Origin of the sequence: uncultured Chryseobacterium sp. (assembly GCF_913776365.1) — a bacterium.
Taxonomy (GTDB): domain Bacteria; phylum Bacteroidota; class Bacteroidia; order Flavobacteriales; family Weeksellaceae; genus Chryseobacterium.
Map to the genome: position 1 here is coordinate 1 of NZ_CAJYMO010000238.1, position 9541 is coordinate 9541.

Here is a 9541-nt window from a genome sequence, read left to right on the forward strand (position 1 = left end):
AATATAATTCAGATGCCGGGTATATTCCCTGATGAGCTTATTGATCGCTTTTCTCCTGATCTTGCACAGCGTATTGTTCTTTATTTTCTGCAGGGAATTAAGGATAAAGGATTTGTCGCCATGGAAATTAAGGGTGTTTTTGGTAAATGACAGGTTATGGCTATCCTGTAATACAGAATGGTGGTCTTCGTAAATCATGGGAGGGATAAGTATTAATGTTGATGGATGGGTAAGCGCATGTCAGGTAATGATCCGTCAGATGACGGGAATCGGAAAGGACCTCCTTAGTACTCTGACAAGGCTGTCCCGCGGAGAAAGAAATTGTACTGACATGGGTTTCCTGTTTGTTATGGCGAAGAAAAAAACTTCAGAAAAGCAAGTTCAAATATCTCACCAAAAAATTAATTATATTAAAAATATTAAATATTTGTAACAAAACAACATAAATCTGTAATTATTTTTGAAATATTAAATAGGTTGTCCCTGATATATTGTGGTATGCGCATTCAAGATCATTATGCATATAGAAATTTACAGGCCGGCCGCATTCTCATGCCGGGAGAATGGGTCTGCTATATAATGGAGTATTCTTCACCGGAACGCTTTTGCTCATCAAAGTAAATACAATAGAAAAAGGCTGGATATCATCATGATTCCAGCCTTTTTCTATTCTTAAAGTGAGGATTGCCTGCAGGATCATCCTGACAGATAAAGATATCCTTATTTATTGTTCTCCAGCCATTTCAGTCTCCGCTGATCCGGCAGATGGGTGACTTTAAAATTTTCGAAGGTGGCCCGGAAACCCTTTCCGTCCGGACAGGCAGCCATCAGGCCGACCATGACAGGGGTATTGTCCTGTAGAAAGGCATTTCTCATCATGATATAGTCCTTGTCGTCAAATGAATAAAAAATTTCTACAGCGTCCAGTCTTCTGACGGCTTTTATCCAGACCGCGGGAGGAACCTTATCCAGCGTGATGACACTCCAGTCGCTTGTGGTATGGGTCACTACGGTGCTCAGGTTATATTTGCCGTCCACAAATTCAATTCCGGCCTTGATGTAGTGCTCCTTATCCGTTCTCAGCATAAGCCCCATCTGATCGAAACGGGCTTTATAATCACCGGTAATCTTTACCTTTGCTTCGAATTCACCGCCGTAGGTGGTATACAGGAACGGGGCGTCGTCTACTGTAAATCCGTAATGGGAAATTCTCCAGTAATCGCTTTGCGGGGTGACCCACATGCTCAGGCTGTTCTTCTTCGCTTCCCACTGCTGGGGCTCATTGAACCAGGTCATTTTCTCAAGGGTTTGCGCAAAACCCTGGCCGGTAATGCAAAACAGGCATGCACTTAAAAATATTCTCTTCATTTTCGGGGATTTCATCAATACACTAGTATCTTTACATTTATTTTCACAAAAGTACAGTGAAAGTAAAATCCTGCCAATACTGATAAATAACCATTTTATGGAGATCCTGGAAACCCTTAACAAGACCCTGCTGAAAAAAACGACTGCAAAAAAATCCTGCCGTATGGATCCGGAGCCTTATAAGCAAATGGCCTATTCTTTTTCCGTGGCTGAACATTCCGTAGCAGTGCTGAGCGATATGCAGCTCAACAGGAGCTATCTCTTCAACTCGAAAACCGGTACCGAGCTCGGACTGGAATTTGCCGGTAATCCTGCGGTAATCGATTCGATCTGGGAAGAGGAGATTCTGAAGAAAATCCATCCCGATGACAAAATGAGGAAATACATCCATGAGCTGAAATTTTTCAGGCTGCTGGAAACCGTGAAGCCTGAAGAAAAGACCGATTTTTCAGTACTTTCCCTGATCAGGATGCAGGACCGTAACGGAGATTCCAGGCTGGTCCGGCACCGGATGTTCTATTTCTATTCAACCCATAACCTTAAGCTGAGGTTTGCACTCTGCCTTTATAACCTGGTGCCGGATCCGCCGGGGAACAGGATGCCTGTCTTTTCCATTATCAATACCGTAAAAGGGGAAACAGTCTCGGAAGATACCATGATCGACAACAAAATATTGTCTAAAAGGGAAATCGAAGTACTGAAGCTTATCGGCGACGGATACACCAGCAAGGAAATTTCCGCCGTGCTGTGCATAAGCATCAATACCGTAAGCCGCCACAGACAGAATATCCTCGAAAAGCTGCAGGTGAAAAATTCCGTGGAAGCTTTTCAGGGAATGATCCGGAAATAAACCTATCGTCTCATTATGATTGATTAATCAACTTGTAATGAATTATTTATAAAGTTCTTCATTTTGCCTAATTGCCTGTATTACAGGAAATGTATTGTGAATATCAAACAAATTAAGAGATTTTAATAAAAAATTTTATTCATAAAGTTGCTTATTTAAACATATATTTAAAATTTATTTTATATTTGTTACAACAAACAACTAACAAAAAATTTAAGGATGGACATTAACTTTTCTACAGCTACATTTAAGGATTTTGAAAACATTCCAGGGTATGACATGATGGAACGTGCCGATATCTATTATGATTTTCTTGAGTACATGAGTTCGAACGGCCACCGGTACAGATTGCAGAATAATACAGGATGCAGCTCCGTAATGAACGTAGGGACGCAAAGCACAAAGGAACTCATCAGTTTCGTTACAAGTGACTACCTAGGGTTTACGCAACACCCTAAGGTAAAGCAGGCAGCCAAGGAAGGAATCGAAAAATTCGGAGCCGGTACGGCGGCAACTCCGCTGATCGGAGGGTACTACTCTTACCACAACGAACTGGAGTCAACCATTTCTTCATTCTTCGGAAGAACTCAGGAAGAAGCGGTGATTTTCACAACAGGATATACGGCTAACAGTGCCACATTGCAGATCCTGCTGCAGAAAGAGGATATCGCCATTCTCGATATGGCGGTGCATGCAAGCGTGCACGAAGGATGTATCCTGACCAACAGGAAGACATTTCCGCACAATAATCTGGAGGCTTTGGAACAGATTTTGAAAACATCTGAAAACCAATACCGCACGAAACTCGTAGTTATAGACGGAGTGTATTCTCAGGACGGCGATATTGCACCGGTTGAGGAAATTTACAAGCTGGTAAAAAAATACAATGCTTACCTGATGATCGATGATGTACATGGAGTAGGGATCCTGGGGAAAACGGGAAGGGGAACCATTGAGGATACGGGATTACTGGATAAAATTGATATCATCAGCGGAACGTTCAGCAAGACATTCGGTAACCTCGGCGGTTACATCATCACAAATAAAAAGCTGGCAAATTTCATTAGATATCAGTCGCGTCAGCAGATTTTCTCTGCCACTACGCCTCCGGGATCAGCAACCGGTATCATAAAAGCGATCCAGCTGATTGATGAGGAGCCGCAGTGGAGGGCCAAGCTTTGGGAGAATATCAATTATTTCAAAAAAGGACTGGATGATATAGGACTGGATACGGGGACTACCTGCTCGGCTGTGGTACCGGTAAAAATAGGGGATCCGCATATTACAGGTGATGTAGGAAAGCTCCTGCTGGAACACGGAATCTATACCAACCCGATCATTTATCCGGCAGTAGCCAGAAAAGATGCGCGCATCAGGATGAGCGTTACGGCGACTCACGAGAAAGAACATCTTGATAAAACACTCAATGCATTTGAAGATATCAATAAAAAGTTGCATATTGCAAAAAAATTAATAGAGTAATGCCAAGAAAAGTTGTACAGGGCCCGATACGGGATAAAGAAAAGACCAAACAGAAACTGCTTGCCGCAGTAGGGAAGATCTTAAAGACAAAAGGATATTCTGGTTTAAAGGTAAGTAAAATCGCTGCCGTGGCAGGATTTGATAAAAAACTCATCTATGAGTATTTCGGAAGCACCGAAAAGCTCATCGATGAATATATTCGTTCCCAGGATTACTGGAGCAAGATGAACCAGGATAACATCCATGTCGATTTTTCAGACGGTGGTAAGGAGCTTTCCAAACTAGCCATCCTGAACCAGTTCGAGCATACCCGCAGAAATAAGGAACTTCAGAAAATTATTCTCTGGGGGCTTTCGGAGAACAAGCCGATCCTTAAAAAAGTAGCAGATGACCGTGAGGAAATCGGGGAAATGCTTTTTACCAATATCGTAGATCCGCATTTCAAAGACGAGGCCATGAGGTATCGTGCCATTGCGGCCCTGCTGGTTGCCGGTTCCTATTATCTTAATCTTTATACGGCCTACAACGCCAGCAAATTCTGCGGAATTGACCTGAAAACAGATGAGGGCAGAAAAGAAATTGAAAAGGCCATCACTGAAATCATTGATTTTGCTTACGAAGAAAAATAATGATGATAAAAAATTTTCCTATTGACCAATGAATAAGTTTTTGCTGATAATTTGACTGTTTTCACTTTCAGATTAGAACTATATTTCTTATTTTTGGCCAATGGAAAATTTTATCGTATCTGCAAGAAAGTATCGTCCACAGGAGTTTGACACTGTTGTAGGGCAATCCCATATTACGGATACGTTAGAACATGCGATCGGGGAAAACCAGCTCGCTCAGGCCTTGCTGTTCTGTGGACCCAGAGGGGTGGGGAAAACAACCTGCGCCCGTATTCTGGCGAGAAAAATCAATGAAAAAGACGGTTCGGTTTCCGAGGACGGCTTTGCCTATAACATCTATGAACTGGATGCTGCATCCAACAATTCCGTTGACGATATCCGTGAACTGATCGATCAGGTGCGCTTTGCCCCTCAGGTTGGTACCTATAAAGTCTATATTATCGACGAGGTGCACATGCTTTCTTCTGCAGCTTTCAATGCGTTCCTCAAAACACTGGAAGAGCCGCCTGCGCATGCTATCTTCATTCTGGCCACCACGGAAAAGCATAAGATTATTCCTACCATTCTTTCGCGATGCCAGATCTATGACTTCAAAAGAATTACTATTGAAGATATTCAGGGACACCTCAGACAGATTGCTGATAAGGAAGGCATCCGGTATGAAGATGATGCCCTGTACCTGATTGCCCAGAAAGCAGACGGAGCATTACGTGATGCCCTGTCTATTTTCGACCGGCTTTCTACCTTTTCCCAGAAGAATATTACCCTTTCCAAGGCTGCGGAAGTCCTCAATATCCTGGATTACGATCAATATCTCAGGATTGTGGATTTTGCAAAAGACAGTAACATCCCGGAAGTGCTTTCTGCATTCAATGATATCGTCAGAAAAGGGTTTGATTCCCATATTTTCATCGCAGGACTGGGCAGCCATTTCAGGGATCTGATGATGGCACAGAATGCTTCTACCATAGATCTGATAGAAGTGGGAGAGCAGACCAGGTCGAGGTTTGTGCAGCAGGCAAAGCACTGGAACGCACAGCAGCTGATCGATGCGATAGAAATCTGCAACCATGCCGATATCAATTATAAGAATTCAAAGAACCCCAGACTTACGGTCGAGATTGCCCTGATGCAATTGGCTTCGCTGTCCTCCGGTACAGACGTTTCTAAAAAAAAAAGTTCATCATAATTCCTCCGGCCATAACGGAAAGGCCGGAACTTACAACAGTTGAAAAACCAAAAGAGCAGAAGCCTGAACCCGGGGCACGAAAGGAAACTGTTGCTGCAGAACCTTCCGGGGAAACGGAAGTAAAGAAAACAACCAGGCCTTTGACCAGGCAAAACTATTCGTCCGCTTTCAGTATCAATGCACTTCTCAACAAAGGAGACGATCAGCCCAAAGAAGAAGAAGCCGCAGCGTCAAAAACGGATGAACTTCCCAAAAACCATTTTACGGATACAGACCTTCTCGCTGAATGGAACCTTCTTTTGAAACAGCTTCAGAAGAAAGATACGCTTGCTTTCAATGCGGTCAAGGTATTTAAAGTCATGAAATCCGGGGAAAACCAGATTACCGTACTGTTTCCTTCAGACTCTGCGAAAGCTGAATTTGACAAGGTAAGCCGGGAATTTTTCAATCATTTCAAAACCAAAGTCCATAACTTTTCCATTGAAGTCGTATATCAGAGGGATACTGAAAACCTGAAGATCGAAGTAATGACAAAGAGGAAAATCTTTGAAAAGTTTGCTGAGAAAAATCCATTGCTGAAAGACCTTGATGACCTGATGCGCTTTGATCTGACCTGATCTTTTTTCCGTTCTGTTTAAATTATCATGGTATGGAAACCTGATATTTAAATAAAATGTATATATTTGTTCTGTCATTCAGCGGGGAGACTTCCCCGGGAAGGCTAAAAGACCGTTATCAGAACGATCCGGATGGAATATAGTAAACAATCATATAAATCTGTTTCTGTAACCGCTGAAATTTTTTTCAGTGGCCATTTTAGTTTTCCGTTTACCTATTTTAGAAATTTCAGAACCTATCACCGATTTTATTATTGGTACCTGTGCACTGAATTTCTTTCCAAAAAATAAACAGGATGTTCCGGCCCGCTCCGGTTTCCTGATTCCTTAATAAAAATTTTAACGGCATTTTTTAGAAAGAATTATAAAGTAATTTATAAAGCTTTTGCCATGCCCTGTTCCCGATAAAGATAAATACCTAAGAATAATGAATTTAAAAGAATTAAAAAACGACTGGATCAATGAATTTGAGCAACCTCTCATGATTGCCGGCCCGTGCAGCGCAGAGAGTGAATCGCAGATGCTGGAAACCGCAAGAAGGATCCGGGAAACCAACGCTAACGTATCGGTTTTCCGTGCCGGAATCTGGAAACCCCGCACCAAGCCTAATGGATTTGAAGGTGTAGGCGTCATTGGTCTCAACTGGCTGAAAAAAGTGAAAGAAGAATATGGATTCAGGACAGCTACGGAAGTGGCCAACGCCCATCACGTTTTTGCAGCCCTGGAAGCAGATGTTGACGTGCTTTGGATCGGCGCGCGGTCTACGGTAAATCCATTTACCGTTCAGGAAATTGCAATGGCACTGAGAGGAACGGAAAAAACCGTTCTTGTAAAAAACCCGGTAAATCCGGATCTCGCCCTGTGGATCGGTGCCCTCGAAAGGCTGCTAGGGCAGGGGATTCAGAACCTCGGGGTTATCCACCGCGGATTTTCTACCTACCAGAAGACGAAATACCGGAACAATCCGAACTGGCAGATCGCCCTCGATTTTAAAAGCCAGTTCCCGGACGTCCCGATGCTGATAGATCCTTCCCATATCTGCGGAAACAGGACGGGACTTGCTGATATTACACAGGAATCCCTGAATGTAGGTTACCAGGGAGCCATCATCGAAAGCCATTGCAATCCTGATGAAGCATGGAGTGATGCTGCCCAGCAGATTACCCCTGAGGTACTCGCCACCCTGATCGGTAACCTGAAAGTACGGAGTACTGACCTGGCCGCGTCGGACGGCGAGATGGGACGGCACCGTACCCTGATTTCCGATATCGATTTCCAGCTGATCGAACTGCTGGCCCAGCGGATGAAAGTCTCGGAAAAAATCGGGAAACTGAAAAAAGAAAATGATATCGCCATCTTTCAGCCCGAGCGCTGGAAAGTCATCCGTGAATATGCCGATCAGAAAGCGGTGGAAACCGGTATGTCCAAAGAATTTATAGAAAAAGTCTTCAAAGCCATCCATGAAGAGTCCATTGAAGTACAGAACAATATTATGATCAACCGGTAATACGGATAGGGCATTCGGAAATAAGGGCCGTTACAAAGGGAGAATTTGCCTTCGTAGCTGGCCCTAATTTCTTATATTTGTATGATCTTACGATATGAAAGGAAAAATCATTAAATCTACAGGAAGCTGGTACCAGGTTCTGGAGCCGGAAACCGGAACGATCTTCGAGGCAAGAATCCGCGGGAAATTTAAGCTGATCAAAACCAGGCTTACCAATCCGCTGGCTGTTGGGGATTTTGTAGAATTCCAACTGGAACAGGACGATATCGCATGGATTACGAAAATAGAACCCCGTACCAATTACCTGATCCGGAAATCAGTCAACCTTTCAAAGGAAGCGCACATCATTGCTTCCAACATAGATCTGGCCTGTTTTATTTTTACCTTAAAGCATCCTGAAACATCGCTGGGATTTCTGGACCGGTTCCTGGCCTGCTGTGAAGCCTATAATATCACACCCCTGATCCTTTTCAATAAAATGGACGTACTGCACGAAGAAGAGATTGAAATGGTTAAGGATATTGAATTCCTGTACCGGGAAATAGGATATGATTCTGTTGAGATTTCTTCCTACTCCAGGCTGAACCTTGAGCAGCTGACAGAAATACTGCAGGACAAAACATCTGTATTTTTCGGTCATTCGGGTTGCGGGAAGTCTACACTGGTCAATGCGCTTCAGCCCGGCCTGAATCTCAAGACTTCTGAGATTTCGGATACCCATCTGAAAGGAAAGCATACGACTACTTTCGCCCAGATGCATTTCTGGGATTTTGGTGGAAATGTGATCGATACGCCGGGAGTCCGCGAGTTTGCCATGATTGATATCGAAAAAGAAGAAGTGCAGCATTATTTTCCCGAGATTTTCAGAAAGCGGAAAGAATGCAAATTTCACAACTGCCTTCATGTGAACGAACCTAAATGTGCGGTCCTGGATGCACTAGAGACTGGTGAAATCCAGCAGTCCAGGTATTCAACCTATCTGAAACTGATGGAAGAGGCTGAAGAATCCGCCCAGAAATAACAATAATTTTTCTCCGACCTTATTTTAATTACACCGGAGCGGCTTTATCATGATCCTTCTTACAATTTCAGCCCGGCTGCTGTATTGATAGAATCAGCCTGCTGTGTCCAGTCTAATTTTTTTCGGTATCACCTTTATTGTAGTTCCTGATTTTTATGCCTGATCTTACATCACACGGCACTACTTCCTGTGGGCTTCAAAGACCGGATTTATTTGCAGGCAGACAGGTGCAGTGGAAAGACCTGTGAAAATAAAATCCATATTGGTCTGAAAGATATCATTCCCCATCATTACACCGGCTTTCATGGCTTAATTTTAGAAGTATGCCGGAAAAATCCTTTGTCAAATCAACAATGCCTTTACCAGTCAGATGAAAACGCATTACCGTTGATGTATGACGTTGCCGGCGAGTTCAGAACTTGAATACCCACGAAAGCAGGGGAGACATGCCTCATGCTTTTTTCCGGCTGGCATCTTTTATATATATGTTCAGTACAGATTCCCACCTGTCATAAAAAAACCCAGCCGAAGCTGGGTAAAAACTAATAACCATGAAAACTCAAATTAAACATGAGAATCGAAATCTATAGTTGCAATTACTGTGCCAAAAACAGATGTGATATTTGTTAATAAAGGTTAAAATTATTTTAAATAAGATTTGTTTATTTTTTCGTATTTTCGCGCCATTAAAAAAATATTTAGTTATGTCTAACATTACATTCACCATGATTAAGCCGGACGCAGTTGCAGACGGACATATCGGTGCTATATTGGGTAAAATTTCTGAAGGTGGTTTCAGGATCAAAGCTTTAAAACTTACACAGCTGACCGTTGCTGATGCTAAAAAATTCTATGAAGTACATTCCGAAAGGCCTTTC

General features: G+C 42.9%; 11 protein-coding genes. 8 read left to right on the forward strand and 3 right to left on the reverse strand.

Features of this window, described 5'->3' with window-relative positions; genetic code table 11:
- Both QZ735_RS12195 and QZ735_RS12200 read right to left on the reverse strand, forming a co-directional pair.
- Positions 1 to 198 (reverse strand): hypothetical protein (locus QZ735_RS12195; RefSeq protein WP_294248779.1); only part of this gene is annotated, 198 nt, incomplete at its 3' end.
- 522 nt (positions 199 to 720) lie between these two features.
- The gene (locus QZ735_RS12200) at positions 721 to 1368 is read right to left on the reverse strand and encodes a DUF1349 domain-containing protein (protein WP_294248781.1); all 648 of its coding nucleotides are present in this window, start codon (positions 1366 to 1368) and stop codon (positions 721 to 723) included.
- Between the two features lie 97 nt (positions 1369 to 1465).
- Here QZ735_RS12200 and QZ735_RS12205 point away from each other — a divergent pair, with 97 nt between their 5' ends.
- From QZ735_RS12205 to rsgA, 7 genes are all read left to right on the forward strand, one after another.
- On the forward strand, positions 1466 to 2218 hold the full coding sequence (locus QZ735_RS12205) for a response regulator transcription factor (RefSeq protein ID WP_294248784.1): 753 nt from the start codon (positions 1466 to 1468) through the stop codon (positions 2216 to 2218).
- A 219-nt stretch (positions 2219 to 2437) separates the two neighbouring features.
- Positions 2438 to 3700, forward strand: a complete 1263-nt coding sequence (locus tag QZ735_RS12210) for an aminotransferase class I/II-fold pyridoxal phosphate-dependent enzyme (protein WP_294248786.1) — start codon at positions 2438 to 2440, stop codon at positions 3698 to 3700.
- Positions 3700 to 4329, forward strand: a complete 630-nt coding sequence (locus QZ735_RS12215) for a TetR/AcrR family transcriptional regulator (RefSeq protein WP_294248788.1) — start codon at positions 3700 to 3702, stop codon at positions 4327 to 4329. Before QZ735_RS12210 ends, QZ735_RS12215 begins: the two co-directional genes overlap by 1 nt.
- A 100-nt stretch (positions 4330 to 4429) precedes the next feature.
- Positions 4430 to 5518: a DNA polymerase III subunit gamma/tau gene (dnaX, locus tag QZ735_RS12220; RefSeq protein ID WP_294248789.1), complete on the forward strand. Its 1089-nt coding sequence runs from the start codon at positions 4430 to 4432 to the stop codon at positions 5516 to 5518.
- Positions 5519 to 5658: 140 nt separating this feature from the next.
- Entirely contained in the window at positions 5659 to 6135 is a 477-nt protein-coding gene (locus QZ735_RS12225) for a hypothetical protein (protein WP_294248791.1), read from the forward strand.
- Between the two features lie 427 nt (positions 6136 to 6562).
- A complete protein-coding gene (locus QZ735_RS12230) occupies positions 6563 to 7642 on the forward strand; it encodes a chorismate mutase (RefSeq protein ID WP_294248793.1) in 1080 nt (359 codons plus the stop codon).
- Between the two features lie 94 nt (positions 7643 to 7736).
- Complete coding sequence (gene rsgA, locus QZ735_RS12235; protein WP_294248797.1) at positions 7737 to 8663, forward strand: ribosome small subunit-dependent GTPase A; 927 nt, start codon at positions 7737 to 7739, stop codon at positions 8661 to 8663.
- Between the two features lie 180 nt (positions 8664 to 8843).
- Here the strand turns inward: rsgA and QZ735_RS12240 are convergent, their stop codons facing one another.
- Positions 8844 to 8969, reverse strand: a complete 126-nt coding sequence (locus tag QZ735_RS12240; RefSeq protein WP_294248799.1) for a hypothetical protein — start codon at positions 8967 to 8969, stop codon at positions 8844 to 8846.
- 419 nt (positions 8970 to 9388) lie between these two features.
- Here QZ735_RS12240 and QZ735_RS12245 point away from each other — a divergent pair.
- A partial coding sequence (locus QZ735_RS12245; protein WP_294248801.1) for a nucleoside-diphosphate kinase occupies positions 9389 to 9541 on the forward strand: 153 nt, incomplete at its 3' end.